The 25,284-nt window shown below is 75.7% G+C and carries 22 protein-coding genes, 1 tRNA gene and 1 pseudogene; 11 read left to right on the top strand and 13 right to left on the bottom strand.

Going from position 1 to position 25,284, the window contains the following annotated elements; genetic code table 11:
• Position 1 precedes the first annotated feature (1 nt).
• A complete protein-coding gene (locus HH311_RS04750) occupies positions 2-568 on the bottom strand; it encodes a copper chaperone PCu(A)C (RefSeq protein WP_169182341.1) in 567 nt (188 codons plus the stop codon).
• A gap of 331 nt (positions 569-899) precedes the next feature.
• Between HH311_RS04750 and HH311_RS04745 the strand changes: the two genes are divergently transcribed.
• The 5 genes from HH311_RS04745 to HH311_RS04725 all read left to right on the top strand — a co-directional run bounded on the left by HH311_RS04745 (position 900) and on the right by HH311_RS04725 (position 5,074).
• Entirely contained in the window at positions 900-1,382 is a 483-nt protein-coding gene (locus tag HH311_RS04745) for a CarD family transcriptional regulator (protein ID WP_116707106.1), read from the top strand.
• A 14-nt stretch (positions 1,383-1,396) separates the two neighbouring features.
• Positions 1,397-2,089, top strand: a complete 693-nt coding sequence (ispD, locus tag HH311_RS04740) for a 2-C-methyl-D-erythritol 4-phosphate cytidylyltransferase (protein WP_169182340.1) — start codon at positions 1,397-1,399, stop codon at positions 2,087-2,089.
• 175 nt (positions 2,090-2,264) lie between these two features.
• Complete coding sequence (gene ispF, locus HH311_RS04735; protein WP_169182339.1) at positions 2,265-2,729, top strand: 2-C-methyl-D-erythritol 2,4-cyclodiphosphate synthase; 465 nt, start codon at positions 2,265-2,267, stop codon at positions 2,727-2,729.
• A gap of 66 nt (positions 2,730-2,795) precedes the next feature.
• Complete coding sequence (locus HH311_RS04730; protein ID WP_169182338.1) at positions 2,796-4,295, top strand: PPE domain-containing protein; 1,500 nt, start codon at positions 2,796-2,798, stop codon at positions 4,293-4,295.
• Positions 4,292-5,074 (top strand): ESX secretion-associated protein EspG, encoded by a 783-nt coding sequence (locus HH311_RS04725; RefSeq protein WP_169182337.1) that lies wholly within the window; start codon positions 4,292-4,294, stop codon positions 5,072-5,074. The genes HH311_RS04730 and HH311_RS04725 overlap by 4 nt, the downstream gene beginning before the upstream one ends.
• 2 nt (positions 5,075-5,076) lie before the next feature.
• Here the strand turns inward: HH311_RS04725 and HH311_RS04720 are convergent, their stop codons facing one another.
• The 4 genes from HH311_RS04720 to HH311_RS04705 form a co-directional block, all read right to left on the bottom strand.
• A complete protein-coding gene (locus HH311_RS04720) occupies positions 5,077-5,985 on the bottom strand; it encodes a TIGR03619 family F420-dependent LLM class oxidoreductase (protein WP_169182336.1) in 909 nt (302 codons plus the stop codon).
• A gap of 84 nt (positions 5,986-6,069) precedes the next feature.
• A complete protein-coding gene (locus HH311_RS33105) occupies positions 6,070-6,996 on the bottom strand; it encodes a vWA domain-containing protein (protein ID WP_211189500.1) in 927 nt (308 codons plus the stop codon).
• Positions 6,997-7,028: 32 nt separating this feature from the next.
• Positions 7,029-7,970, bottom strand: coding sequence for a MoxR family ATPase (locus tag HH311_RS04710; protein ID WP_312029948.1), 942 nt, complete (start codon positions 7,968-7,970; stop codon positions 7,029-7,031).
• A gap of 50 nt (positions 7,971-8,020) precedes the next feature.
• Complete coding sequence (locus HH311_RS04705; protein WP_211189499.1) at positions 8,021-9,145, bottom strand: NDMA-dependent alcohol dehydrogenase; 1,125 nt, start codon at positions 9,143-9,145, stop codon at positions 8,021-8,023.
• A gap of 141 nt (positions 9,146-9,286) precedes the next feature.
• Between HH311_RS04705 and cysS the strand changes: the two genes are divergently transcribed.
• Both cysS and rlmB read left to right on the top strand, forming a co-directional pair.
• The gene (gene cysS / locus HH311_RS04700) at positions 9,287-10,711 is read left to right on the top strand and encodes a cysteine--tRNA ligase (protein WP_169182335.1); all 1,425 of its coding nucleotides are present in this window, start codon (positions 9,287-9,289) and stop codon (positions 10,709-10,711) included.
• The gene (gene rlmB, locus HH311_RS04695) at positions 10,711-11,766 is read left to right on the top strand and encodes a 23S rRNA (guanosine(2251)-2'-O)-methyltransferase RlmB (protein WP_169182334.1); all 1,056 of its coding nucleotides are present in this window, start codon (positions 10,711-10,713) and stop codon (positions 11,764-11,766) included. Before cysS ends, rlmB begins: the two co-directional genes overlap by 1 nt.
• Before the next feature lie 154 nt (positions 11,767-11,920).
• Here rlmB and HH311_RS04690 read toward each other — a convergent pair whose 3' ends face one another.
• Together HH311_RS04690 and HH311_RS04685 are read right to left on the bottom strand one after the other, a co-directional pair.
• On the bottom strand, positions 11,921-12,805 hold the full coding sequence (locus tag HH311_RS04690; protein ID WP_312029947.1) for an alpha/beta hydrolase: 885 nt from the start codon (positions 12,803-12,805) through the stop codon (positions 11,921-11,923).
• A gap of 141 nt (positions 12,806-12,946) precedes the next feature.
• The gene (locus tag HH311_RS04685; RefSeq protein WP_169182333.1) at positions 12,947-14,587 is read right to left on the bottom strand and encodes an adenylate/guanylate cyclase domain-containing protein; all 1,641 of its coding nucleotides are present in this window, start codon (positions 14,585-14,587) and stop codon (positions 12,947-12,949) included.
• Positions 14,588-14,664: 77 nt separating this feature from the next.
• Between HH311_RS04685 and HH311_RS04680 the strand changes: the two are divergent.
• Positions 14,665-15,555, top strand: a pseudogene (locus HH311_RS04680) (ATP-binding protein); the annotation flags it as partial.
• Here the strand turns inward: HH311_RS04680 and HH311_RS31385 are convergent.
• From HH311_RS31385 to HH311_RS04670, 3 genes are read right to left on the bottom strand one after another with little or no spacing between them, the layout of a single operon-like run.
• A complete protein-coding gene (locus tag HH311_RS31385) occupies positions 15,525-16,436 on the bottom strand; it encodes a metal ABC transporter permease (protein ID WP_312029946.1) in 912 nt (303 codons plus the stop codon). The pseudogene HH311_RS04680 and the gene HH311_RS31385 overlap by 31 nt on opposite strands.
• The gene (locus HH311_RS04675) at positions 16,433-17,230 is read right to left on the bottom strand and encodes an ATP-binding cassette domain-containing protein (RefSeq protein ID WP_312029945.1); all 798 of its coding nucleotides are present in this window, start codon (positions 17,228-17,230) and stop codon (positions 16,433-16,435) included. The genes HH311_RS31385 and HH311_RS04675 overlap by 4 nt, the downstream gene beginning before the upstream one ends.
• A gap of 11 nt (positions 17,231-17,241) precedes the next feature.
• Complete coding sequence (locus tag HH311_RS04670; protein WP_169182330.1) at positions 17,242-18,162, bottom strand: metal ABC transporter solute-binding protein, Zn/Mn family; 921 nt, start codon at positions 18,160-18,162, stop codon at positions 17,242-17,244.
• Between the two features lie 206 nt (positions 18,163-18,368).
• Here HH311_RS04670 and HH311_RS04665 point away from each other — a divergent pair, with 206 nt between their 5' ends.
• Positions 18,369-19,457 (top strand): LacI family DNA-binding transcriptional regulator, encoded by a 1,089-nt coding sequence (locus tag HH311_RS04665; RefSeq protein ID WP_169182329.1) that lies wholly within the window; start codon positions 18,369-18,371, stop codon positions 19,455-19,457.
• 70 nt (positions 19,458-19,527) lie between these two features.
• Here the strand turns inward: HH311_RS04665 and HH311_RS04660 are convergent, their stop codons facing one another.
• The gene (locus HH311_RS04660) at positions 19,528-20,880 is read right to left on the bottom strand and encodes a threonine/serine exporter ThrE family protein (protein ID WP_169182328.1); all 1,353 of its coding nucleotides are present in this window, start codon (positions 20,878-20,880) and stop codon (positions 19,528-19,530) included.
• Between the two features lie 324 nt (positions 20,881-21,204).
• Here HH311_RS04660 and HH311_RS04655 point away from each other — a divergent pair.
• Positions 21,205-21,277, top strand: a tRNA-Thr gene (locus HH311_RS04655).
• 97 nt (positions 21,278-21,374) lie between these two features.
• Here HH311_RS04655 and HH311_RS04650 read toward each other — a convergent pair.
• Positions 21,375-22,502, bottom strand: a complete 1,128-nt coding sequence (locus HH311_RS04650) for an AI-2E family transporter (protein ID WP_169182327.1) — start codon at positions 22,500-22,502, stop codon at positions 21,375-21,377.
• Positions 22,503-22,705: 203 nt separating this feature from the next.
• Here HH311_RS04650 and HH311_RS04645 point away from each other — a divergent pair, with 203 nt between their 5' ends.
• Entirely contained in the window at positions 22,706-23,050 is a 345-nt protein-coding gene (locus HH311_RS04645; RefSeq protein WP_169182326.1) for an antibiotic biosynthesis monooxygenase, read from the top strand.
• Between the two features lie 103 nt (positions 23,051-23,153).
• Here HH311_RS04645 and HH311_RS04640 read toward each other — a convergent pair whose 3' ends face one another.
• Positions 23,154-25,238 carry a fatty acid desaturase gene (locus tag HH311_RS04640; protein WP_312029944.1) on the bottom strand — a complete coding sequence of 695 codons (2,085 nt, stop codon included), beginning with the start codon at positions 25,236-25,238 and terminating at the stop codon, positions 23,154-23,156.
• Between the last annotated feature and the right edge of the window lie 46 nt (positions 25,239-25,284).

Genomic DNA, 25,284 nt, shown 5'->3' with positions numbered 1-25,284 from the left:
GTCAGGAGGCCGGGACCTCGCCCGTCGGCTGGACCGACACTGGCAGCGTGATCGAGCCGGCCTTGGCGAAGGTGAAGGTCACCGGGTACGTCGGGCCCGCGTGGAGGACCTGGGTGACGCCCGCGAGCGTGATGCGCACGGTGCCGTTGGGCTGCGTCGGCGACGGCGGGCCGACCGGGCCGGGCCGCGAGCCGACCATCGACAGCGCCGAGTTGCCGGGGATCGTCGTGACGCCCTCGCTGCGGACCTGCGAGGCGTAGGGGCTCGTCACCGAGACCAGCTGGTCGTCGCCGAGGCCCTGGTTCACGAAGGTCCCCGCCAGGGTGATCGTGGAGCCGGCCGGCACGACGACGGCCGTGCCCGGGTCCAGCGTGATGTCGCGGAGCAGGACCTGGCCGACCTGGCCCTCGGACCCGGGCACCGACGAGACGGTGGTGTCGGTCTGGGTCACCGCCCCGGCGCTGCAGCCGGAGAGGACGAGGGCGGCTGCGCCGAGGAGGGTCGCGACGAGCAGCGCCGTGCGGCCCCGCGACGTCGGTGCCTGGCGTCCCGTCGATCGGCGGGTCATGGCGCGGTGTCCTCCTGGGGCGGCGGCGCGGTCTCTCCGGTGGTGGGGCGGGGTCGGCGCGCTCGCGGTGGCCCGTCCCGTCGGATCGGCGACACCCTAGCCCCCGGGCGCCCGACGGGCGTGTCCGCTGCCGGTGCCGCGCGCCCGTCCGGGTGGCGCAGCGGAGTGCGCCGCGGCGGGCGCCCGCGGTCGCCCACGGCCCTCCCGACCTCGGGGAGCACGGCGATCGCCCGATTGTCAACCCCCTGACCTGCGAAGACGGTCCGATCCCCCTCCGTGGTCGTGTCGCGGACGTGTTAACCTGGAAGCAGCGAAAGGGGCTAGGGGACACATGGTTTTCAAGGTCGGCGAGACCGTCGTCTACCCGCACCACGGTGCCGCTCTCATCGAGGCGATCGAGACCCGGACGATCAAGGGCGAGGAGAAGAAGTACCTCGTCCTCAAGGTTGCCCAGGGCGACCTGACGGTCCGGGTCCCCGCGGACAACGCGGAGATCGTCGGTGTTCGCGACGTGGTCGGCCAGGAGGGCCTGGACCGGGTGTTCGAGGTGCTTCGCGCCCCGCACACCGAGGAGCCGACCAACTGGTCGCGCCGGTACAAGGCGAACCTCGAGAAGCTGGCGTCGGGTGACGTGAACAAGGTGGCCGAGGTCGTCCGCGACCTCTGGCGCCGGGAGAAGGACCGCGGCCTGTCGGCGGGTGAGAAGCGCATGCTCGCCAAGGCCCGGCAGATCCTCGTGAGCGAGCTGGCCCTCGCCGAGGGCACCGACGAGGTGGCGGCCGAGTCGCTCCTCGACCAGGTCCTCGCCTCCTGACCCCACCGCACCCGGTGTCCTCGCGGCCCGTCGTCGCGGTCGTGCCCGCGGCCGGGTCCGGAGAACGGCTCGGTGCCGGCCGCCCCAAGGCCCTGGTCCCCGTCGCGGGTGAGGCCATGGTCGCGCGGGCGGTCGACGGTCTGCTCGCCTCCGGGTCGGTCGACGCGGTCGTCGTCGTCGCGCCCGCTGCGAACCTCGCCGAGATGCGGGCGGTGCTCCCGGCGGGCGTCGACGTCGTCCCCGGGGGCGCGGACCGGGTCGCTTCGGTCGCGCTCGGGCTCGACGCGGTCGGCGACGCCGGGGTGGTGCTCGTCCACGACGCCGCCCGGTGCCTGTGCCCCGCGGCGGTGACGGCGGCGGTCGTCGACGCGGTGCGGGCCGGGCACGGGGCCGTGATCCCGGCCCTCCCGGTGGCCGACACCGTCCGGCGGGTCGACACCGCGGGCCGCGTCGTCGGCCCCGTCGACCGGACCGGGCTGCTCGCCGTCCAGACCCCCCAGGGCTTCGCGCCCGACGTCCTGCGCCGCGCCCACGAGGCCGCGGCCACCTCCCCGACGGCGTCCCGCGCCACGGACGACGCCGGGCTCGTCGAGGCGGTCGGTGGCGAGGTCGTCACCGTTCCGGGGGATCCGCGTGCGTTCAAGATCACGACGCCGCTCGACCTCGCGATGGCCGAGGCGCTCGTCGGGGCGGAGGTCCGCCGGTGATCTCACGGCGGCCGCGAGGGGCACCACACGCACGCGGCGGGTTGCACCGTCCTGCCTGCTGTGCCCCTCGAGGGACGGGTGACCGGTGGCGTCGTCGTGAGGGGCACACCACGCCCGTCGTCGGGACCTCGAGGCTGCCTGCCGTGCCCCTCGACGCCGCGAGCCGGGTCCGCCGATGAGGGTCGGCATCGGCACCGACGTGCACCCGCTGACCGACGGCGTCCCCTGCTGGGTCGCCGGGCTGCTCTGGGAGGGCGTGCCGGGCTGCGCCGGGCACTCCGACGGCGACGTCGCCGCGCACGCGCTCTGCGACGCCGTCCTCTCCGCGGCCGGGCTCGGCGACGTCGGGGCGGTGTTCGGCACCGGACGACCGGAGTGGGCCGGCGCGTCCGGGGTGCGGCTGCTCGGCGAGGTGCGCCGGCTGGTCGCCGACGACGGGTGGGTCCTCGGCAACGCCGCCGTCCAGGTGATCGGGAACCGGCCGAAGATCGGCACCCGGCGCGGCGAGGCCCAGCAGGTCCTGTCCGACGCGCTCGGCGGACCGGTCGCGGTGTCCGGGACGACGTCCGACGGCCTCGGGCTCACCGGCCGCGGCGAGGGCCTGGCCGCCGTCGCGACGGCGCTGCTCCTGCCCGCCTGAGTTCTCCCGAACCGCCCCCGCGCGCCGGGGCGGTGTGCTTGCCTGCCCGGGGAAGGGGAGGTCGGCGTGTTCGACGTGAACTGGGAGGCGCGGTCGCACGCCGAGATCTATGCGCAGTTGCAGGGCGGCGGTTCCGGGTTCTCCGAGGCCGGCGGCGCGTGGAACCAGCTCGCGTCCCGGCTGCGGCAGGTCGCGGGCTCGGTGGAGCAGGCCACGCAGGGCATCACGGCCACCCGGACCGGGGCGGCGGCCGACGCGGCACGGGGCGCGGTCGGCCCGATGGGCACGTGGGCCGACCAGGCGCGGGCGTTCAGCGACGCGGTCGGGTCGGTCTCGCACGAGCAGTCCCGGGCGCTGACCAGCACCCGCGCCGCGGTGCCGCCGCCGGCCCCGGCGTCCGCGCGGGCCCCGGTCACCCGGATGACGTGGGAGCAGGCCGGCGGGCTCGCCGCGGTCGACGCCGACCTCGCGGAGCGGGCCTCGCTCGACGCCGAGCGCCAGGCCCGCTCGGCGATGGTGCGCTACCAGGACGACAGCGCCCTGCGCTCGTCGGCGCTGCCCCGGTTCGACGCGCCGCCGGGCGGCGCTCCGAAGATCAGCGTCGTCCCGCCGGTTTCGGGATCCGTCCCGACGACGACGGGTGCGGGCGGCGCAGCGGTGGGCTCCAACGGCGTGCCGCGGACGGGCGCGCCGGGCGGGGGAGCGGGGGGTGCCGGGGCGCCCGGCCTTCCCGGCGCGCCCGGAACGGGTGGCGCCCCGACCGCCGGCCAGGGCGGTGCGGTCCCGGGCGGTGGCGCGGCGGGGGCCGGGGCTCCCGGGACGCCGGGTGCGGGCGGGGAGCTCCCGGGAGCCGGCGGGGCGGGGGCCGGCGGGGCTGCGGGAGTCCCGGGGGCCGGGGTTGGCGGAGCCCCCGGGAGCGGCGGGACCGGAGGCGCCGGGACCGGAGGCGGTGGGGTCGGTGGCGGTGGGGTCGGGGGCGGGGCGGTGCTCCCGGGAGCCGGCCGGGCAGGCGGCACGGGAGCCGGCGCCGCCGGGGCGGGCGGGACAGGTCCGGGCGGCACGGGAGCCGGCGCCGCGGGCACGGGTGCCGGTGGCGCGGGTGCCGAGGGCGGCCTGGTGGGCGGCGTGGGCCCGGGGGGTCGAGGCGGCGGTCCCGGTGGGGTGGGCGACACCGGCGCTGGCCGAACCGGTGGGGGCGGCGGCGGTCCTGGTGCCCCGGTCGGTGCCGGACGGGCCGGACCCGTCGTCGGGAGCCCGGGCAGTCCCGCCGGGACCGAGTCGCCGCGACCCGGTTCCCCCGCACCTGACGGTGCCGGCGGCCGTCCCGTCCTCGAACCCGGTGCCCGCACGGGCACGGGCCGCCCGATCCTCGAGTCCGCGCTCGGCGGGCGCGCCGGCCCCGCACCCGCCACCGAGGGCGCGCTCCCGTTCGCGCCGCTCGGCGGCTACGGGGGCGCCGGGGCGGGCGACCAGCGCCTTCCCCGGGCCGCCTACCTGCACGAGGACGATCCCGACGCCATCGCGGGCGAGCTCCCCCGCGTCGCCCCGCCCGTCATCGGCGAATGACCGCCTCCGTGCCCGAGGCGCCCGCCCGGCGGCTGCGCCTCGACGGGGACGCCTTCCTCGCCGCGTGGCGCCACCTGCGCCTGGGCGACCGCCTGCCGCTGCTGGAGATGCCCGACCACGGCGCCACCCTCTCCGCCCGCGACGCCGCCGACCGGGCCGCGCTGGCGGCGCTGCACACCCGGGGCCTCGCGCGCACCGGGCCGCCCGGCACCCCGCCGGTCCCGGTCGGCGACCTCGCGGACGCGCTCGCGGTCCTCGCCCGCCCGGAGGTCGAGGTCGACCTCCGGTGCTGGGAGGGCCCCTCCGCCGTGGCGCGGCACCGCCACGCCGCGGTGTCCGGGCAGCTCGCCGTGGTCGCCGAGCCGGACCCGGACCGGCGCGGCGTCGTGCTCGACCTGGCGTCGCGCGGCGCCGGCCCGGTCGCGGCGCTCGTCGGGTTCCTGGCCACCGCGGCCCTCGCCGGGCTCCCCGACGAGCCCCCGCTTCCCGGGATCCCGATGACGGTGCCCGCCGCGGCACTGTTCGGCGACCGCCCGCTGCACGACCTCCCGCCCGCGATCGCCCACCGGCTCGCCGCGCTGCGGGCCGAGCCGCCGCGCCGTCAGGTCCAGCTCGGGGCCGCGGTCCAGGACGCGACGGGCCGCCGGCGGGTGGGCCCGCTGACGGTCGTCGACGCCGCGGCCGGGCGGATGGTGGTGGAGGTCACGGGCCCCCGGGCGCGGGTGGTGCCCACCGACCGGGCCGGGCTGGCCCGCGAGCTCGCGCGCCGCGCGGGCTGATCTCAGGCCAGGGCGTCGCGGAGGTGCGTGAAGCTCCCCAGCCAGTCCTCGAGGGTCGCGTCGCGGTACACCGGGTCGAGGAACACCCGCCGGAAGCCGGTCTGCTCGACGAGCAGCGTGACCGCCTCGGCGAGCTCGTCGCGCCCGACCCCGGCCGCGAAGTTGACGCGGAGCACCGTCGGGATCGCGGCGGGGTCGCGGCCGGCCTCGAGCGCAGCGGCGTCGATCACCGGGCGCAGCCCCGCGAGCCGCTCGGCGACGGCGCGGGCGGTCTCGACGGCCGGGTCGCGGATCCACGCGGACGGCAACCAGCCGTCGCAGCGCCGCCCGACCCGGCGCAGCGCCGCGTCGGAGAACGCCGACGCCCAGAGCGGCACCCGCGGCGAGGGCGTCTCGACGTACGCGGCGGGCGTCGCCCAGAACCGGCCCTCGGGGGTCTCGTCGCGGCCGGACCACAGCACCTCGAGGTGGTCGAGGAGCTCGTCGAGCCGGGCGCCGCGGTGGTCGAACCCGACGCCGGCGGCCGCGTACTCCTCGGGCGACCAGCCGATGCCGAGCCCGGCGACCAGCCGGCCGTCGGCCAGGCCGGCGATCGTCGCCAGCGACCGCGCCAGCACCGCGGGCGCGTAGAGCGGCGCGACGAGCACACTCGTGCCGAGCGTGGCGGTCGTCGTCGTGACGGCCGCGGCCGCGAGGACGGCGAACGGGTCGAGGGCCCGGCGGAACGTCTCGGGGATCGTGTCGCGGCCCAGGTAGCCGACCGTGGGTCGCCGCGCGGCCAGCAGCCGGTCGCCGACCCACAGCGAGGCCGCGCCGGCCGCCTCGGCGTCGGCGGCGAACCGCCCGATCCGCGCGGCGTCGCCCGCGAAGGGACCGAACTGGGGCAGGCTCAGACCGAGCTCGACGGGCACCCCAGGACCCTCCCACCAGCGGGGACGAACGACTCGTTCGTGGCGTCTATGTGCACGAACGCGTCGTTCGTCCCGTCCAGGAGCTCAGCGGAGCCGCAGCACCGACGCCACCGCGGCCGGGGCGTCCGAGGCCCGCAGCAGCGGCGCGTGCCGCCCGCCCCCGGCACCGGCCAGCCGGGAGCACGCCGCGACCGCCTCGGCCGAGTCGACCGTGCGCAGCACCGACACCGTCGCCCCGCTCCGCGCCGCGACCGGGACCGGGTCCTCGCCCTCGTTCCACGCGCCGTCGGTGAGCACGACGACCTCGCGGTGCGCGGCGCGGGCGTCGCGCAGCTGGGCCAGGGCGGTGCGCAGGCCCAGGCCGAGGTCGGTGGTGGACCCGCCGCGCAGGTCGAACAGCGCGTCCAGCACCGACGACGCCGGCCGCACCGAGGCCCGGTCGCGCAGCACGACCGCCCGCGACCAGAACGCGACGACGCCGAGCTCGTCGTCGGGCCGCAGCCCGGCCGCGAGTGCGCCCGCCGTCGTCACCGCCGTCGTCAGCGGTGCGCCCGCCACCGACCCGGACGCGTCGACCAGCAGCACCGTCGCCCGGGCCGAGGAACGCCACCCGCGCCAGCGCAGGTCGCCCTCCGACGGGCGGGGGGACTGCTCGAGGGTCGCGTCGAGGTCGAGGTCCGGGCCCTCCCGGTCGACCGTCGCGAGGCGCGTGGTGCCCCGGCGCTCCTCGCGGCCGACCCGCGGCGGGCGCACCACGAGCCGGGCCGCCAGCCGGCGGGCCGCGGCGCGCAGGCCGGGGTCGGTGGCGCGGGCGAGGTCGGCGAGCAGGTCGACGGCCGCGTCGGGGTCGGTGGCGGCCTGCGAGGCCACCGCCGCCTCGTCGAGGACCCCGACGGTCGGGCTGACCTCGCCGAGGCCGTCGCCGTGCTTGCGCTCGAGCTCCGCTCGGGTCGTGGTGCGCCGCGAGTGATCGCGCAGCAGCTCCTCGACCTCGCGCGGGTCCGAGACCACCCGGGGTGGCGCCCCGGGCGAACGGCCCGGGGTCAGGCTTTTCCCGCGCCGTCCCCCTCGGGCGCGCCGGACGAGCCGGACCCGGCGTCGTCGGGACGGGGCGCCGTCGCCGCCCAGATCGCGGTGACGACCTCCTCGACGGTGCGCGGCGAGCCCTCCACCAGCACGACCCGGCCGGTGAGCGCCGCGCGGGCCGCGTCCGCGCCGGTGTCCTCCGACGGCTGCGCCTCGCCCCGCAGCGCGGCCAGCGAGGAGGCCAGCGCGACCAGGTCGAGCGCGCCGCGCACCGACGACCCGAGCCGCAGGTCGGGGTGCGAGCGGGTCGCCCGCACCGCCTCGACGGCCCGCCGCGCGAAGGCCTCGGCGTGCTCGTCGGCGGAGCCCCGCTCGACGATCGCGAGCTCCTCGTCCGCGCTCTGGTGGTCGAAGGCGACCCGGCAGGAGCGGTCGTAGAGCGCGGGCGTGATGCGCCCGGTGCCGACGCCGTCGGAGGGGTTCATGGCCGCGACGAGCCGGAACGTCGACACCGCGTCGACGACGCCCAGCCGCGGCACGTGCAGCCGCCGCTCCGAGAGCACCCCGAGCAGGACGTTGAGCGTCTCCTCGGGGACCCGGTTGAGCTCCTCGACGTAGAGCAGCGACCCGCTCTGCAGGGCGCGCACCAGGGGTCCCGGGACGAAGTTCTCGGGGCGGTAGTCCTCGGTGAGCACCCGCGAGGGATCGTGGTGGCCGACGAGGCGGGTGGGGGAGAGCTCGGCGTTCCCCTCCACCAGTTCGAAGCCCACGCCCGCGCCCTCCGCGAGCGCGCGCAGCAGGGTCGTCTTGCCGGTGCCCGGCGGTCCCTCGAGCAGGATGCTGCGCCCGGAGGCGAGCGCGGCGGCGAGGACCTCGGACTCGGTGTGGCGCCCGACGACGGCCGCGCGGGCCGAGTCGAGCATGCCCCGGGCCGGCAGGACGCCGGCCCGGGGCAGCACGCCGTTCGTGGTGGTGCTGATCGTGGTTCTCCGGAGGATCGGTCGAGGACTCAGTCGAAGATGAGGACGCCGCGGATGTTCTTGCCGGCGTGCATGTCCTCGTAGCCCTGCGCGACCTCGTCGAGCTTGTACTGCTTGGTGACGAGCTCGTCGAGCTTGAGCTTCCCGTTGTTGTAGAGGTCGAGCATCTTGGGGATGTCGGCGCGCGGGTTCGACGAGCCGAACAGCGACCCCTTGAGCTTCTTCTCGAACAGGGTGAGCTCGCCGATCGGGATCGGCACGCCGACCTCGGTGATGTCGCCGAGGCCGGTGACGATGACGGTGCCCTGCTTGCGGATCGAGGCGAAGGCGTTGCCGACGTGCTCGGGCTTGGTGATGCCGATGGTGACGATGGAGACGTCGGCGCCCTGGCCGTTGGTGAAGCCCTTGGCGATCTCGGTGGCCTCCTCGATCGACTCGACGGCGTGGGTGGCGCCGAGCTCCTGGGCCTTCTCGCGCTTGAACGCGACCGGGTCGACGGCGATGATGTTGGCCGCGCCGGCGTGCGCCGCGCCCTGGACGGCGTTGGCGCCGATGCCGCCGATGCCCTGGATGATCACGGTGTCGCCGGGCTGGACGTCGCCGGTGTTCACCGCCGAGCCCCAGCCGGTGCCGACCGAGCAGCCGAGCAGGCAGGCGACCTCGAGGTTGGTCTCCTGGGCGACCTTGATCGCGGAGTCGACGGCCACCGTCGTGTACTCGGTGAAGGTCGAGATGCCGCACATCTGGCCGACCGGCGAGCCGTCCTCGAGCTGGAGGCGGGTCGACGGGTCGTCCCAGCGGGTGCCGGCGAGCAGGCCCGCGCCGAGGTCGCACAGGTTCGAGTGGCCGGTCGAGCACCACTTGCACTTGCCGCAGGCGGGGAGGAAGGAGAACACGACCTTGTCGCCGACCTCGAAGCCCTTGGTGTTCGGGCCGACCGACTCGACGATGCCGCCGCCCTCGTGGCCGCCGGCGAAGGGGTAGACGCCGACCGGGATGTCACCGGTGGCGATGTGGTCGTCGGAGTGGCAGAGGCCCGACGCCACCATCTTGACGCGGATCTCGTCCTGCTGCGGGTCGTCGACCTGGACGGTCGCCGTCTCGTACGTGCCCGGAGCCGAACGGACCAGGGACGTACGGCAGGTGATTGACAACGCGGACCACTCCTCACGCAACGGCGCTGTAGAACGTTCTTGGTCCAGCACCCTATGGTGTCGATCACGTGTGGGCCAGGGGTGACCGGGGGACAGGGCCGGTTTCGGTGGGTGTCGGCGCCCGTCCGTAGGATCCGCGTGGTGAGCCTGCACCTGTACGACACCGCTGCACGCGCGCTGCGGGAATTCCACCCGCAGCACGAGGGCCGGGCGTCGCTGTACGTGTGTGGGGCCACGGTGCAGGGCGTGCCGCACGTGGGCCACGTCCGCTCGAGCGTCGACTTCGACGTGCTCCGCCGCTGGCTGGCCCACGGCGGTCTCGACGTCACCCTCGTCCGCAACGTCACCGACATCGACGACAAGATCCTCTCGAAGGCCGCCGAGGCCGGCCGGCCGTGGTGGGAGTGGGCCGCCACCCACGAGCGGGCCTTCACCGCCGCCTTCGACGCGCTCGGCTGCCTCCCGCCCTCGGTGGAGCCGCGGGCGACCGGCCACATCACCGAGATGGTCGAGCTGATCTCGCGGCTGATCGACGCCGGGCACGCCTACCCGTGCGACAACGGCTCCGGCGACGTCTACTTCGCCGTCGGGACCTGGCCGGACTACGGCTCGCTCTCCGGGCAGCGGCCCGACGAGGTGGAGCAGGGCGAGGCCCCGTCGCGCGGCAAGCACGACCCCCGCGACTTCACGCTGTGGAAGGCCGCCAAGCCCGGCGAGCCGAGCTGGCCGACGCCGTGGGGCCGCGGCCGCCCGGGCTGGCACCTGGAGTGCTCGGCGATGGCCACGCACTACCTGGGGCCGACCTTCGACATCCACGGCGGCGGGCTGGACCTGGTGTTCCCGCACCACGAGAACGAGCAGGCCCAGTCGCACGCCGCGGGCGACGGCTTCGCCCGGTACTGGATGCACAACGCCTGGGTGACGATGTCCGGGGCGAAGATGTCGAAGTCGCTGGGCAACACCCTGACGATCCCCGCGGTGCTCGAGCGGGTCCGCGCGGTGGAGCTGCGCTACTACCTCGTCGCGCCGCACTACCGCTCCACCGTCGAGTACTCCGAGGGCGCGCTCGCGGAGGCGTCGGCGGCCTACCGGCGGATCGAGACGTTCGTGCGCCGCGTGGCCGAGCGGGTCGGGAAGGTCGAGCCGATCGCGGGCTCCGAGGCGATGGGCGCCTTCGCGGCCGCGATGGACGACGACCTCGGCACCCCGGCCGCCCTCGCCGTCGTGCACGAGCAGGTGCGCGCGGGCAACACCGCCCTCGACGACGGCGACCGCGAGGGCGCGCTCGCCGCGGCCGGCGCGGTGCGGGAGATGACGGGCGTGCTCGGCCTCGACCCGCTCGACCCGCACTGGGCGGCGGGGGCCGACGGCTCCGCGGGCGGCGACCACGCGCGCTCCGCGCTCGGCGCCCTCGTCGGGGACCTGCTCGGCCAGCGCACCGCCGCCCGCCGCGAGAAGGACTTCGCCCGGGCCGACGCCATCCGTGACCAGCTGACCGCGGCCGGCGTCGGCATCGAGGACACCCCCGACGGCCCGATCTGGACCCTGAAGGACGACGAGAGCTGATGGCCGGCAATTCCCGCCGCCCCGGAGCACGACGCAAGCCCGGCACCAAGAAGGGGCCCACCAAGGGCTCGGGCGGCAACCGCGCCAAGGGCCTCGAGGGCAAGGGCCCGACCCCGCCCGCCGAGAATCGGCCCAACCACAAGGCCTACCGCGGGGGCGGCTCGACCGGGAAGAGCGGCCACGGGGCGCCCCGGAAGCCGGCTCCCGACGGCGGGGGGCAGCGCGCCGACCGGGGCGGTGGGCGCTCCCGCGCCCGCACCTCCGGGCGCGAAGCACCCGACGGGCCCCAGGTCGTCGTCGGGCGCAACCCCGTCGTGGAGAGCCTGCGCTCGCACATCCCGGCGACGGCGCTGCACGTCGCGCAGGGCATCGACGTCGACGACCGCGTCCGCGAGGCGCTGCGGGCGGCCGGCGACCAGCGGATCAGCGTGCTCGAGGTGCCCCGGGCCGACGTCGACCGGCTCGCCGACGGCGCGGTGCACCAGGGCCTCGCGCTCTCCGTGCCCGCGTTCGAGTACCGGCACCCGGACGACCTGCTCGAGGAGGCCCGGCAGGCGGCCCACCTGGCGAAGGTGGAGCCGCTGCTGGTCGCGCTCGACGGCGTGACCGACCCCCGCAACCTCGGCGCCGTGGTGCGCTCCGCGGCGGCGTTCGGGGCGCACGGCGTGCTGCTGCCGCTGCGCCGCTCGGTGGGGATGACGCCGGTGGCGTGGCGGACCTCGGCGGGCGCGGCGGCGCGGATGCCGATCGGGCGGGCGACCAACCTCTCGCGCACGCTCGGCGCCTGGAACGACGACGGGTTCGTGACGGTCGGCCTCGACGGCGAGGTGCCGACGACGATCGACGACCTCGACGCCGTGGCCGGGCCGGAGGCCGCGACCGGGCCGTTGGTGCTCGTCGTCGGGTCCGAGGGCAAGGGGCTCTCCCGGCTGGTCCGCGAGACGTGCACCGCGACGGTGGCGATCCCGATGGCCGGCGACGTGGAGTCGCTCAACGCGTCGGTGGCCGCCGGGGTCGCGCTGGCCGAGGTCGCGCGTCGTCGCCGGTCGGGCTGATCCCGTCCTCTCCGCCGCGCGAGGGGAACCCTCGGGCGGATAGAGCGGCCGGATGTTCCCCTCGCGGATCGGGGTGCTGGGCCGACGATCACGGGCACGTGGCGCAGGTTCGCGGGCGGTCCGGGCTGCGTGGTGTGCCCCTCGCCGGCTCGGGTCAGCCCAGGAACGACCGCAGCTCCGCGAGCACCTGGTCCGGGGCCTCCTCGGGCAGGAAGTGGCCGACCGGCAGGCCCGTGCCGCGGACGTCGGCCGCGTACTCCCGCCACACCTCGAGGGGCTCGTAGGCCTTCCCGACGAACGAGCGCTCGCCCCACAGCACCAGCACCGGGCAGTCCACGCGCGCGCCGGCGTCGTAGGAGGCCTCGTCGTCGGCGAGGTCGGTCGTGGCGCCGGCGCGGTAGTCGGCGGTGGTGCCCGCGATCGCCGCCGGATCGGAGAACGCCGCGACGTAGTGGTCCATCACCTCGGGCTCGATCGTCGACCCGGGCGCGAGGAGGCGCTCGACCATCGTCCGGATCCAGAACTCCGGCGCGCCCGCGAGCAGCGTCTCCGGGACGTCCCCGCCGGTGGAGAGCAGGAACCAGTGGAAGTAGCCGCGGGCGAGCTGCAGGTCGACGTGGGTGAGCACGTGCCGCGTCGGGACGATGTCGAGGACGGCGAGCCGGGAGACGGCGTCGGGGTGGTCGAGGGTCAGCCGGTGGGAGACGCGGGCCCCACGGTCGTGGCCGACGAGAGCGAACCGGTCGAACCCGAGGGAGCGCATGACGGCGAGCTGGTCGGCGGCCATCGCGCGCTTGGCGTACGCCCGGTCCTCCGGGTCCGGTGTGGGCTTGTCGCTCGCGCCGTAGCCGCGCAGGTCCGGGACGACGACGGTGTGGTCGCGCGCGAGGGCCGGCGCGACGTGGCGCCACATGAGGTGGGTCTGCGGGTAGCCGTGCAGGAGGAGCACCGGGTCACCGGAGCCGCCGACGGCGGTGTGGATCGTCGTGCCGTCCGCGTCGATGCGCCGGTACTCGAAGGGCTCGGGCAGCTGGATCACGGTGCTCCCTGGCGTGCGGCGGCGTCGGCGCGGGCCCCGGTCCGGCGATGGGCGCCCGCCGCCGAATCTATTGAGCGAGGGGCACCTTCGCTCGATCCACGGCCGTGCCGGAGTGTTCCGGCGAGGGGCACCCACCGCCGGCTAGTTCGACTGGAGGGCGCCTTCGCTCGCATCGGCCGCACCGCTGGGCTCGGCCGAGTCGCGCGGTGCCGCGTCCGACGTCTCCCGGGGCACCGCCACGTCCGTCTCCGCCGTGCGCCCCCGCAGCTGACGCGAGCCCGTCGTCGTCCACCGCGCCGCTTCATCCGGCGAGGCTCGCGACAGCGCCGCCCCCGACGCGGCCACCCCGCCCTCGGTCTCCTTGGCGACGTCGCAGAGCCGGGCGGCCTCGTTCACCGGGTCGCCGATCACGGTGTACTCGTAGCGGCGGGCGTCGCCGATGTTGCCCGCGACCGCCTCGCCCGCCGAGATCCCGATGCCGGCCCGCACCTGGAGCCCGGACACGTCGAACACCTCCGCGGTGAGCCGCCCGGCCAGCACCCGCCCGGCCGCCAGCGCCGAGCCCGCCGGGTCGGACAGCGCCGTCGGGACCCCGAACACCGCCAGCGCCGCGTCCCCCTCGAACTTGTTGATCCAGCCGCCGTGGTTCTCCACGACGTCGATCACCACCGCGAAGAACTCGTTGAGCAGCTCGACGACCTCGGTCGGGGGGCGGGTCGCGGCGAGTCTCGTCGAGCCCACCAGGTCGACGAAGAGCACCGCGACCTCGCGGACCTCGCCGCCGAGCTCGAGCTCGTTCTCCAGGGCGTTGCGGGCGACGTCCTCGCCCACCTGGCGGCCGAACAGGTCACGCACCCGCTCCCGCTCGCGCAGCCCCTCGACCATCGTGTTGAAGCCGGCCTGCAGGAGGCCGAGCTCGGTGGTGTCGAAGACGGGGACGTCGACGTCGTAGTCGCCCGACTCCACCCGCCGCAGCGCCCGGCGCACCGCGAGGACCGGGGCGGCCGTCGACATCGCGGTGAGCGTGATCACGGCACCGCCGAAGACCAGCGCCACCGCGCCGAGCACGAGCACCACGACCGCCAGCCGCTCGACGGTGTAGCCGCCGAACGCGAGCGCCGCGCCCGCCGCCAGGAGCACGCCGGCCAGGGGCGCCGCGGTGCCGAGCAACCAGCCGCCGACGGTGCGCATGAGCACGCCGGGCAGGACGTTGCCCGACGGCGGCCGCACGGCGAGCACCCGGCGCACCGCCGGGCGGAGCACGACCTCGACCAGGCGGTAGGTGATCGAGACGGTGACGACGCCGCCCAGCACCACCGTCGCCCCGACCTGGAAGCCCAGCCGGCCGGATGCGAACACGTTGAGCAGCACGAACAGTGCGGCGGCGATCGCCCACAGCACGGTCTGCACCAGCGCGAGCCGCAGCGGGCCGCGCAGCACCACGCGGCGCAGCCGCCGGAAGACCTTCTCGCGGGTCGCGTCGTCGGCGCCCGCCGGCAGTGCCGGCACGCGCATCCGACGGTGCCCCCACCACGCGCCGACGACCACCGCGATCGCCAGGTAGGGGCCGAAGACCATCAGGTTGCGGTTCAGCGCCCCGGGGTCGGCGTCGAGGGTCTCGGTGGGCAGCACGAACGCGGCGAGGACCAGGACGACGCCGGCCCCGATCAGGTTGGGCAGCACGACCACGAGCACCAGGAACAGCTTCGTGACCACGCCGAGCCCGGCGACGTCCCGGTCCCGACGCGGCACCTGCGAGGCGTCCTGCCCGCGGCCCGTCATGGGCGGACCCTAACGGCGGGCGAGCTGCGGGGACCGAGCGTCACCGGGTCCGGGGGCGTGATCGCTACCATGCGAGCATGGCGGCGCCCGGTCTGGTGCATCGCGGGGTCTCGTACGACGACCCCGAGGTGCTCGGCGCGGCTCTGGTGCCGGAACTGACCAGGGCCGCGCGCTCCGGGGACGCCGTGACCGTGGCGCTCGACCCGCGCACCGCCGCCGTCGTGCGGGACGGTCTCGGAGAGGAGGCCCTCGCGGGGACGGAGTTCCTCGACCACGCCCGGCCGGCCCGCTCCGACGCCTTCCAGCTCGCCGCCCGCCGGGCGACCGCGGCGGCCGCCGCGGCCCGCGTCGGGACCCGTTCGTTCATCGTGACCCAGTACCAGCCGCAGCTCGGGCTGCCCGACGCCTACTGGTTGCGGCTGGAGGCCGCGCTCGACGAGGCGCTGCGCGGCCTGCCGGTGACGCTGCTGTGCGCCTACCGGGCGGTGCTGCGCGCGGCGGTGACGAACGGCGACGGGCCCGTCCCGGAGGTCCCGCCGGCGCTGCTCGCCACCCACCCCGAGCTGGCGGTGGTCCCCGAGCTGGAGCGGCCGTCGCCGAACCCCGCGCACCGCGACCCGGTCGACGTCGTGCGCGGGCTGCCGTCGGCGACCGTCCCCCCGGCCCCGCCGGGCGCGCGCCGCTGGGCGTTCGCGGCCGAGGACCTCGGAGCGCTGCGACACGAGCTCACCGTCGCCGTCGCCGCGACCGGCCTGGAGGCCGAGGCGGGGGAGGACCTCGTGTACGCGGCCAGCGAGGTCGCGACGAACGCGGTGGAGCACGGCGGCGGGCACGGGCTGCTGTGGGCGTGGGTCGCCGACGGCGAGGCGGTCTGCCTCGTCGCCGACGCCGGCCGCATCCACGAGGCCTTCCCGGGCGTGGTGCCGCCGCCGCTCGATCAGGACCGCGGCCGCGGGCTCTGGCTCGCCAGGGCGCTCTGCGACGACGTGGACGTGGCGGTCGACGACGCCGGGACGCGGGTGCGGCTCGCGCGCCGCCTCGTGCGCAGCGAGCCCGCGACGCGGCAGATCACGTAGGTCGCGAACGCGATCCCGGCCACGAACGGGCTGATGGGCAGCCCGGGCGCCAGGGACAGCACGATCCCGCCCAGCACCGCGACCTCGGCGAACACCACCGCGAGCACCGTCGCCCGCAGCGGGCTCGCGGTGAGCCGGGCCGCCGCGGCGGCCGGGGTGATGAGCAGGGAGAGCACGAGCAGCGCCCCGACGATCTGGACGCCGAGCGCCGTCGTCGCCCCCAGCAGCACCGCGAACGCCACCGAGAGCGCCCGCACCGGGACGCCGCGGGCGGCGGCCATCGTCGGGTCGAGGCTCGCGAACAGCAGCGGCCGGTAGGCGAGGCCGAGCACCCCCACGACGACGACGCCGGTCACCGCGAGCGAGACCAGGTCGCCGGTGTCGACCCCGACGATCTGGCCGACCAGCAGCCCGAACTTGTTCGCCGACCGGCCGGTGTAGAGGGACTGGAAGAGGACGCCGAGCCCGAGCCCGAACGAGAGCAGCACACCGATCACGGAGTCGCGCTCGTGCGCGGCGAGCCCGAGGGCGCCGAAGACCAGCGCGACGACGACCGCGCCGACCAGCGCCCCCCACCCGACCGCGCCCGCCCCGAACAGCAGCAGGGCGCCCGCGCCCCCGGCGAAGGAGAGCTCCGAGGTCCCGTGGACCGCGAACGCCATGCCGCGCCCGACGACGAGGGGCCCGAGCAGGCCGGCGAGCAGGGCGAGGACGGCGCCGGCGAGGAGGGCCTGGCGGACGAACCCGAGCTGGAGCAGGTCGAGGGTGCTCACCGGACGCCGACCTCCTCGGGCACGTCGTGGTGCACCGGGGCGTCCTCGGCGCCGACCACGAGGATCCGGCCGCGCACCCGGACCACCTCGACGTCGGTGCGGTAGAGCTGGGACAGGTTCGCCGAGGTCATGACCTCCTCGGGCGTCCCGATCCGGAACCGGCCGTCGACGAGGTAGAGGACGCGGTCGACGACGGGCAGCACCGGGTTGAGCTCGTGGGTGACGAAGACGACGGCGGTGTCGTGCTCCCGGCGCCGGCGGTCGACCAGCTCGACGACCTCTCGCTGGCGGGCGAGGTCGAGGGAGAGCAGCGGCTCGTCGGCGAGCAGCAGTGACGGGTCCCCGACGAGGGCCTGGGCGACCCGCAGGCGCTGCTGCTCCCCGCCGGAGAGCGACCCGACCGGGGCGTCGGCGTAGTCGAGGGCGTCGACCTGCGCGAGGGCCCGGTGGACCTGCTCCCGGCGCCGGGCGCGGCCGCGCAGGCCGGGGCCGAAGCGGTGGCCGTCGAGCCCGAGGCCGACGAGGTCGCGTCCGCGCAGCGGGGTGAGCGGGTCGAGGGCGCGCTGCTGGGGGACGTAGCCGACCGCGGCGCTGCCCCGGGCGGGCGGGGCGCCGTGGACGCGGACCTGGCCACTCGACAGCGGCAGCAGCCCGAGCAGGACCTGCAGCAGCGTCGTCTTGCCCGAGCCGTTGGGGCCGAGGACGGCGACGAACTCGCCCGGGGCCACGTCGAGCTCGAGGCCCGACCAGAGCGTGCGGGGGCCGCGCCGGAGCTCGGCACCGGTCAGGGACACCGCCGGGCCCGTCACGCCGGCGCCCCGACGGCCTTCGCGAGCGCCTGACGGGTCCCGTCCACCCAGGTCAGGTAGTCGGGGACGCCGGCCGGCAGCGTCTCGGTGACCTCGACGACCGGGACGCCGGCGGCGGTGGCGGTGCCGCGCAGGCCCTCGACGACGGGGGTCTCGGTCTGCGGGTTGAACACCAGTGCGGTGACCTGGCGGGCGGTCAGCGCGGTGCGGACCTCCTGCAGCGAGGCGGCGGAGGGGTCGCTGTCGTTCTCGACGGCGTCGACGAAGTCCTGGGGCGTGACGTCCTGGATGTTCGCGGTCCGCAGCAGGTAGTGCGCGATCGGCTCGGTGGAGATGACCTTCGTGCCGGGGCGGGCGGCGCCGATCGCCGCGGTCTGCTGGGCGATCCGGTCGACGCGCGCCGTGAAGGCCTGGGCGCGCTGCTGGAGGCCCGCGGCCTCGGCGGGCTCGGCCCGGGAGAGCCGCTGCGCGACCTGCGCGGCGACCGCCTTCACCGTCGTCGGGTCGAACCAGGCGTGCTCGTTGTCGTCGGCCTGGTCGGGCCGCAGGTCGAACGCCTCGATCGTCTTCGCCTTCGCGGCCGGGTCGGCGCCGGTGACCTTGTCGACGAAGGTGTCGTACCCACCGCCGTTCGCGACGACGAGGTCCGCGCGGCTGATCGCGGCGGCGTCGGCGGGGGTGCTCTCGTAGGAGTGGGGGTCGGCGGCCGGGTCGTTGATGATCGACGTGACGTGGGCGTCCGGGCCGGCGACGGCGCTCGCGACGGAGCCCCAGACGTTCGTGGTGGCGACGACCGTCAGCGTCCCGTCGGCGGTGGGCGCGGGGGCGGCGGTCGTGGAGCTCCCGCAGCCCGCGACGAGGGCCAGGGCGGCGAGCGCGCCGGCGGCGGTGAGGACGACGCGGTGGGGGGCGGTCACGGGGCGGCTCCGGAGGGGATGTCAGCGGTGTGGCACCGCAGACGCTCGACGTCAGGAAAGCCACACCGTCGGGGGACGCCGATGCGGCGAGAGCAAACGATAACCGTTGTCGTTATCGCTCGCGAGAGTGGCTTCCGTGACACGAGGGGGGCGCAGAACGGCGACGACCGGTGGCCCTAGATCGAAACAGTCGCTACGTTGCGCAGGTGGCAGAGGCACTCGAGGGGCGGAGGTCCACGCGCCGTACGGCGACGCTGGCCTCACTGGCCGCTGAGCTCGGGGTGTCCCGGACGACGGTCTCGAACGCCTACAACCGGCCCGATCAGCTCTCCCCGGCCCTGCGCCGCCGCGTGCTCGACACGGCGCGACGGCTCGGCTACCCGGGGCCCGACCCCGTGGCGCGGTCCCTGCGCACCCGCAAGGCGGGCGCCGTCGGACTGCTGCTCACCGAGGCGCTCTCCTACGCCTTCCGCGACCCGGTGGCCATCCAGTTCCTCGAGGGCCTCGCCCTCGCGTGCGAGGACAACGGCTCCGGGCTGCTGCTCGTCCCGGTGAGCCCGGAGGCCGAGGACGTCGGCGCAGTCGCCCGCGCCGGGGTCGACGGCTTCGTCGTCTACTCCATGCCCGACGACGACGAGCACTTCGCCGCGGTCCTCGAGCGTCCGGTCCCAGTGGTGGTCTGTGACCAGCCGACCGACGTGCCCGACGTCGACCGCGTCGGCATCGACGACCAGGCCGCGATGGTCGAGCTCGCCCGGCACCTCGGCCAGCTCGGGCACCGTCGGGTCGGCGTGCTGTGCATGCGGCTGTCCACCGACCGCAACGACGGCTTCGCCTCGGTCGAGCGCCAGGACTCCGCCCGCTACGAGGTCCAGCGCCGGCGCCTCGCCGGGCTGCGCGACGGGTTCACCGAGTTCGGCGTGGACTGGTCGACGGTGCCCGTGGTCGAGCGCTTCGACCACACCGAGGCCGCCGGGGCCACCGCCGTCGAGCAGCTCCTGGAGCGCAACTCCGAGATCACCGCGGTCGTCTGCACCTCGGACATCCTGGCGCTGGGCGCGTTGCGCGGGGTGCGGGCCGCCGGGCGCGAGGTGCCCGGCGAGGTCACGGTGACCGGCTTCGACGGCGTCCCCGCCGCCGAGCGGGCCGGGCTCACGACGGTCCGCCAGCCCTCGCTGGACAAGGGCCGCGCCGCGGGGGAGCTGCTGCTCGACCGCGGCGACCGGCAGCGCTCCCGGACGCTGCTGCTGCCGACCGAGCTGATGGTGCGGGCGACGAGCGGTCCACCAGGGTAGGTGCGCTTCGCGCTCGTGAGCACTAAGTGTGGGTATAGCGACACTTAGTGCTCACAAGGGCTCTGCCCACCTAGAAGATCCGCGGCCGCCGCGACCGGGCGGCCGGAGGGAGCCGGCGGCGCTGCGCCTTCGCCAGCGGCCACCCGACCTGCTCGCCGAAGGACACCCCCGCGGCGAGCCCGAGGCTGACCGTGAGGGCGAGCAGGATCGTCACGCTGCCCGTCCCGACGGCGTTGCCGGTCCCGGTGGCACCGGTCCCGTCCGTCGCGAGCTGCGAGAAGCCCGTGTAGAGCAGCAGGCCCGGCAGGAGCGGCGAGATGCCGGCGACGACGAGCACCAGCGGCGGCAGCCCGAGCCGCTGCGGTAGCACCATCGCGATGAGACCGAGGACGCCGGCGGCGAGGGCGGACGCCACGACCTGCCCCAGGCCGTTGTCGAACCCGATCGCGTAGATCGCCCACGCGGCCGCGCCCCCGATCCCGGCGACCGGGAGCGAGGCCCACGGCGCGTAGGCGGACAGGGCGAAGAAGAGCCCGGCGGCCGCGGCCGCGATCAGCGACTTGAGGTCCGGCTGCGGCGTCAGGTCGTTCGGGACGACGAGCGCGTACGACAACGCCGACGGCCCGCCCACGGCGGCCGTCACCTTGATGGAGACGACGACGCCGACCAGCAGACCCGCCGTCGAGAGCACGACCTCCACCGCGCGCCCGGCCGCCGTCAGGGGAAAGCCGGTGATGGCGTCCTGGACGAGGCCGACGAGCGAGAGCCCGGTCAGCAGCACGATGATCCCGGCGGCGATGACGAAGGCCGGGGAGTCGAGCAGGGCCCCCGAGAAGGCGAGCGCAATCGCCGTCGTCGTGACGACCATCGCGCCGAACACCTGCTGGAAGAACAGCGGCACGTTGCGGCGGCCGAGCCACCGGGCGATGCCCCAGATGACCGCGGTCAGCACGAACGTCACCAGCCCGACGCCGAGGCCGCCCCCGATGAGCACGGCGACGGCCGAGGCGAAGGCCGACCGCGCGAGCCCCGCGACGTAGCGGGGGTACGGGTGGTTGGCGTCGACGGCCGCGGCGAGCCGCTCGAAGGCCTCGGAGGACGTGAGCGGGGTGTCCTGGTCGACGATGTCCTTGATCAGCGCGTCGACCGTCGCGAGCCGGGTGTAGTCCTGGGTGCGGTACCGGACGTTGCGCATCGTCGTGACCGGGCCGGCCTCGACGCCGCGGTGGCAGCACATCGTGATCGTCGAGAACGCGATGTCGACGTCGCACGTCGGCAGGCCGTAGGCGCCCGCGACGGCGAGCATGGTGTCGTGGGCGACGGCCGCCCCGGCGCCCGTCGCGAGCTGGACCTCGCCGATGCGCAGCGCGAGGTCGAGCACCCGCAGGACCAGGGTCTCGTCGGCGACCTGCGGCCCCGGCATTGCGGGGAGCAAGTTCTCGCGGACGGTCGGGGCGTCGATCGCCGCGCGCCGGAGGTCCTCGGCGGACGGGAGCGGGACGTGTCGGCGGAAGGATCGGGCTCGCTGGGCCACCCCCACGGGCGGCGCCTCCTCTCGGGGTTCTTCGGGCTCCGTGGTCGGGCGGTCGCGTACGAACCGCCGCAGCCCGGGAATCCTCATGGGCAACATCCTGGGGGACGCCCCGCGGCGTGGGGAGTTGTCGGGCATCCGGGCGACGGGGGTGTGACGCACACCCGACGGCGGCGGTCGAGGCCCGGGCGCGGACCCCTACGATGGTGCCCCAGTGCCGGCGTAGCTCAATCGGCAGAGCACTCGCCTTGTAAGCGAAAGGTCCGGGGTTCGATTCCCCGCGCCGGCTCGGCCTCCCACCTGCGGCGATGTCCCTCGGCGCAGCTGACGGGGCACGGTCACGGCACGAACGACGGCCTCGGCGTCCGTCGGCCGGGCCCGCCGGCTCAGGTGCGGTCGAGCCGCGGGAAGACGATCTCCTGGACGACCAGCTGCACGGCCGCGGCGACCGGGATCGCCACGACGGCCCCGATGACCCCCAGCAGCGCACCGCCGATCAGCACCGCGACCACGGTCAGCACGGCCGGGATCTCGACCGTCCGCCCCATGATCTTCGGCATCAGCACGTAGTCCTCGACGAGCTTGTAGGCCACGAAGAACCCGGCCGTGGCCAGCGCGACCGGCCAGGACACGGTCAGCGCCACCAGGGTGGTCAGGACGCCGCCGATCACGGCCCCGACGACGGGGACCAGGTCCAGGAGGGCGACCAGCACCGCTAACGGCAGCGCGAAGGGCACCCCGAAGATCAGCAACCAGACGAACGTGGCCGCCCCGGCGATCACCGACATCACCACGTTGCCCAGCACGTAGCCCCCGAAGCGGACGCAGATGGCGTCGCCGATCAGGACGGCGCGGGGCCGCCGCGAGGCCGGCGCCAACCGGTAGGCGGCGCGGCGCATCGCGGGCAGCGTGGCCAGGAAGTACACCGTGAGCACGACGACCACCAGGGTGTCGCTCAGCCCGTTCAGGACCGCCAACCCCGCTCCGAGCACGCCGTCGATCAGCGTCGAGCCGTTGCCGGCGAGTGTCTGCTGGAGGTGCTGCTGCAGTCCGAACCGGGCGTCGAGCTGCCCGATCGTCGAGCTGCGGTCCTGCAGCATCTGCAGGTAGCGCGGAGACTGCTCGAGCAGACCGACCGCCTGTTCGACCAGCGGGGGGACGGCCAGGGCCAGGAAGCCGCCCACGATCGCCACGAACCCGATGCACACGAGGGTGACCGCGAGCCCGCGCCGCAGCCCGCGGCGGGCCAGCCAGGAGACGGCCGGTTCGAGCCCGAGCGCGACGAACAGTGCGACCCCGATCAGGATCAGGACGTGGGCCGCGACGGCGGCCAGGCCCACCAGGGCGACGACGACCGCCACGCCGAGCGCCGCGCTGAGCCCGATCAGGAACGGCGAGCGTCGGTCCAGGGGCGAACCGAGCGGGCCGAGGGGCTGCTGCGTCGTGCTCGAGTGCGCGGCGTGCGCCTCGGCCTCGGCGATCGGCCCCTCCGCGTCGAGGTGTGGCTGGGCCACCGAGGAGTGGTGCCCACGCTCGGCGCCCGTCACCGAGGCGCCGTCGTCCGAGGTGGCGCCGCGCGGGGCACCCGCAGTCCCGAGCCGAGTCATCGCTCGGGATGACCCCCGCGCTCTCCGGGCGAAACCAGCATCGTCCCCGATCGACCCGTCCGTGAGAGCCTCCTTGACCTCGAGCGCTGTCGAGGTCGGACGCTTCGTGCATGACGACACCCGACCCGGTCGGCGGACCGGTCACCTTCCTCAACATCTTCGAGATCCCGCGCGAGGACGTCGCCACGTTCCGGGCGGGGTGGAGGGAACGCATCCGGCTCGTCGAGGACGCACCGGGCTTCCGCGGCGCCCAGCTGCTCGAGGCGGTCTCCGACGACGAGCGGTTCCAGCTGGTCAACGTCACGCAGTGGGACAGCCGCGAGGCGCAGGAGGCGGCCACGCGCACCCCGCAGCTGCGGGCCTCCGTGGCCGAGGCCCGCGGGGACCAGCGCCAACGGGCCACCCCCAACCCGGGCTTCTACCGGGTCGCGGCGAGGGTGGGGCCCACCTCCTGATGATCACCGGGGCCTCTTCGCGGCCGACGACGGCCACCGGCGACCGCCACGTCCCGCTCGTGACGGGCGCCGCGGTCACCCGGTGGAGTTTCGCGAACTGCGGTCAGTCGTCGTCGTAGTCGACGGCCAGCGACCCGCTGGTGGGCCGGGCCTGGCAGGTCAGGATGCGGCCGTCGGCGACCTCGGCCTCGGTCAGGGCGTGGCAGACGACCATGTGGACGGTGCCCGAGCGCAGCGTCGCCGCGCACGTGCCGCATGCCCCGCCGGCGCAGGAGTACGGGGCGTCGAGCCCGGCCCGGAGGGCCGCGTCGAGCACCGCCTCGTCCGGCCCGCAGTCGATCTCCGCCGACCCGCCCTCCAACGTCACCGTGACGGCGGCCGCCGTCGTCCCCTCGACCGGCGCGTCCGGTGCCGCCGACGTGAACACCTCGCGGTGCACCCGGTCCTCCGGCACCCCCTGGGCCGTCAGCCCGGCGACCAGCGCGTCGGTCAGGGGCGACGGTCCGCAGAGGAACCAGCCCTCGACGTCGTCGGGACGCGGCACGTGCGCCAGCACCCGCTCGACGGAGAGCCGACCGGCCTCGACGGTCTCCCACCGCGCGGCGTCCTCCGGACCCCCGCCGGGTCCGGCCGACCGCGAGTGCAGGTGCACCAACCGCAACCGCCCCTCGAACCGCGACACCATCATCGACAGCTCGTCGGCGAACATCGTCGAGGCCGCGTCCCGGTTACCCAGCAGCAGCGTCACCCGCGTCGACGGCTCGGCCTCGAGCACGCTCGCGACGATCGAGAGCACCGGCGTGATCCCGCTGCCCGCGGCCACCGCGACGAGACGCCGGCCCGAGGACGAGCCGGCGTCGGGCGACGGGGTGAACCGGCCCGCCGGCGCCGCCACCTCGAGCGAGTCCCCGGCCGCCAGCGACCGGGCCGCCCACCCCGAGAAGCGCCCGCCGTCGACGGTCCGCACCCCGATCCGCAGCACCCCCGACCCGGCCGTCGAGCAGACCGAGTAGCTCCGCCGCACCTCCGCGCGGCCCGACCCGTCGGGCCGGTCCAGCCACGCCCGGACCGTCACGTGCTGCCCGGGACGGTGCGCGAACGTGGCCGCGAGCTCGTCGGGGACGTCGAAGGTCACCGCCACGGCCTCCGGGGTCAGCCGGCGGACGTCGGCGACCCGCAACCGGTGGAAGCCGGGGCGGACCTCACCCGCGGGCAGCTCCATGCCGTCGGTGATACCGCGCCAGGCCCGGTACTCGGCGGGCGTGAGCTCGGTGCCCCAGGCGGTGGCGATCGGGATGTCGCGGGAGAGATAGTCGTCGCGCGTGTTCTCCCAGGCCCGGACGTAGCGGTAGAAGGGGATCGTCGGGTGGATGTGATGGACCAGGTGGTAGTTCTGGTAGAGCATGACCGGCGTCATCAGCCACTCCCGGCCCACACGGACGCGGGTCGCGCGGAAGCGGTCCGTCCGGGCGGTGACGCCGAGGTCGTGGTGGGGCAGCCAGTCGAACCACCACGCGAGCACGCCGACCCCGAGCCGCTGCGGCAGCAGGTAGACCATCACCAGTGCGAGGCCGTGGCCGGTGACGACGAGGGCCGCGGCCAGCCCGACCACGACGGCGAGGGTGAGCAGTTCGCCCGCCACCTCGCCCCGCGGGCGCTGCCGCATCCGCGGCGCGTAGAAGCGGAAGTACCAGAGGTCGATCGCCAGCCAGCGCAGCGGGCGCTGCCAGGTCGGGCCGCCCTCGACCCAGGCGTCGGGATCGAGCAGGACGTCCTCGTTGGTGTGCCGGTGGTGCTCGATGTGGATGAACCGCACGAGCGGGAAGGTCGCCCACGCCACGACGAACGGCATCGACACGCGCCCGAGCACCTCGTTGACCCAGCGCAGCCGACCGGCGGCGTGGTGGGTGGCCTCGTGCAGCACCGTGAACATCGTGAAGGTGACCAGCGCGTGCACCGGTACCGTCGCGAGGAGCCACCAGCGGCTGACGGACCCGTCGAGCGCGGCCAGCGCGAGCAGCGTCGCGCCCACCCAGGCCGCGAAAGACCCGGCCCACAGCGCGACCGTCGGCCAGGCGACGGCGGGTAGCGGGATGCCCGGATCGGGCACTCCACGGCGCACCGCCGCGGCCTCGTCCTCGGACAGGACCCGGCGTGGCGGGGCGGCGGACGGCTCGGTGGCGGTCACGGGTCCTCCCGTGGTCGTCGTCGACGGATGACCCGACAGTAGGGAG

The organism is Actinomycetospora sp. TBRC 11914, assembly GCF_012933465.1.
Taxonomy (GTDB): Bacteria; Actinomycetota; Actinomycetes; order Mycobacteriales; family Pseudonocardiaceae; genus Actinomycetospora.
The sequence above is the reverse complement of the archived record's forward strand: the minus strand, read 5'-3'. Positions and strand labels throughout refer to the sequence as shown.

Coding starts and splice junctions, on each gene's coding strand:
- HH311_RS04685 (WP_169182333.1), bottom strand. CDS start 14,587: ATGACGGGCCGCGGGCAGGACGCCTCGCAGGTGCCGCGTCGGGACCGG.
- HH311_RS04750 (WP_169182341.1), bottom strand. CDS start 568: ATGACCCGCCGATCGACGGGACGCCAGGCACCGACGTCGCGGGGCCGC.
- HH311_RS04745 (WP_116707106.1), top strand. CDS start 900: ATGGTTTTCAAGGTCGGCGAGACCGTCGTCTACCCGCACCACGGTGCC.
- HH311_RS04645 (WP_169182326.1), top strand. CDS start 22,706: ATGACGACACCCGACCCGGTCGGCGGACCGGTCACCTTCCTCAACATC.
- HH311_RS04660 (WP_169182328.1), bottom strand. CDS start 20,880: ATGCCGGGGCCGCAGGTCGCCGACGAGACCCTGGTCCTGCGGGTGCTC.
- ispF (WP_169182339.1), top strand. CDS start 2,265: ATGAGGGTCGGCATCGGCACCGACGTGCACCCGCTGACCGACGGCGTC.
- rlmB (WP_169182334.1), top strand. CDS start 10,711: ATGGCCGGCAATTCCCGCCGCCCCGGAGCACGACGCAAGCCCGGCACC.
- HH311_RS04725 (WP_169182337.1), top strand. CDS start 4,292: ATGACCGCCTCCGTGCCCGAGGCGCCCGCCCGGCGGCTGCGCCTCGAC.